This window comes from Frankia torreyi, from assembly GCF_000948395.1.
In the GTDB taxonomy this organism is placed as follows: Bacteria; Actinomycetota; Actinomycetes; order Frankiales; family Frankiaceae; genus Frankia; species Frankia torreyi.
The window spans coordinates 1-1,261 of the sequence record NZ_JYFN01000148.1 but is presented as its reverse complement, the minus strand read 5'-3'; the positions used below and the strand labels follow the sequence as shown (position 1 = coordinate 1,261).

Here is a 1,261-nt window from a genome sequence, read left to right as displayed (position 1 = left end):
GAAGGGCGTGGTGCGCACCCGGCCGCGGGATCTGCCGTGCGGGTCTGGCGGGCTGCAACTGGTGTGGGTCAAGCGCCGCTGGTACTGCCGGGAGCCGTTGTGCGGGCGGGGGTCGTTCACCGAGTCGCTGCCGGTGGTGGCGGCCCGGGCCCGCCTGACGTCCCGGGTACGGCGGGAGGNCGCCGACCGGGTGGTCGACGGGACGTGCGCCACGGTGGTGGCCGCTGGCCGACAGCTGGGGCTGTCCTGGCCGACGGTGATGGACGCGGTGCGCGCGCGGGCCGGGTCGTTGACCAGCGGCGCGGTGGCGCCGGTGGAGGTGCTCGGGATCGACGAGGTTCGCCGCGGCCGGCCGCGATGGCGCCCTCCCGACGCCACGCCGCCGACGCCGGGCCCGACGTCCGAACCCGCCCCGCCGGGCCCGGTCACGCCACCGCCGTCCACACCGGCGGGTGCCGAACCGGCGAGGGCCCGGGTGCTGGCCGACCGGTGGCACGTCGGGTTCACCGACGTCGGTGGCGGGCAGGGGATGCTCGGCCAGGTCGAGGGCCGCACCGGCGACGACGTCGCCTACTGGCTGGCCAGCCAACCGCCGGCCTGGCGTGACCGGGTCCGCTATGTGGCGATCGACATGTGCACCGTGTTCGTCTCCGCGGTCCGCCGCTACCTGCCCCACGCCGAGCTGGTCGTCGACCACTTCCACATCGTCAAGCTCGCGAACGACACCGTCGCGGAGGTCCGCCGCCGCGTCACCACCACGACCCGAGGCCGACGCGGCCGCGACAGCGACCCCGAATGGAAGATCCGTAACCTGCTGCGCCGTAACCGGGAGGACCTCACCCCGAAAGCGCTCACGAAACTGTGGAACACCCTGCTCGACCTCGACGAACCCGGCCTGACGATCCTGTCGGCGTGGATCGCCAAGGAAGAGCTCCGCGCACTGCTCGCTCTCGCCGGCACCCACCCCGACCGCACCGTGATCTCCCACCGGCTCGCGAGGTTCTACACCTGGTGCGCCGACGCCGACGTCCCCGAGCTCGAACGCCTCGCCACCACCGTCAGCACCTGGTGGACCTGCATCGAAACGTTCCTCCACACCACGATCACCAACGCCGCCAGCGAAGGCTACAACCGCGTCGTCAAACTCGACGCCCGCAACGCCTACGGATACCGCAACCCCACCAACCAGCGCCTACGAACACGCTGCGCAACCACCCGTCGAGCCCGCGGATGCCTCAACCCCGCCTAACTTCGAAGAGCC

General features: G+C 72.3%; 1 protein-coding gene. It reads left to right on the top strand.

Annotated features, from left to right (window positions below):
* Window positions 1–259 precede the first annotated feature (259 nt).
* Window positions 260–1,249: a transposase gene (locus FF36_RS31255; RefSeq protein ID WP_339325630.1), complete on the top strand. Its 990-nt coding sequence runs from the start codon at window positions 260–262 to the stop codon at window positions 1,247–1,249.
* The last annotated feature ends 12 nt before the right edge of the window (window positions 1,250–1,261 follow it).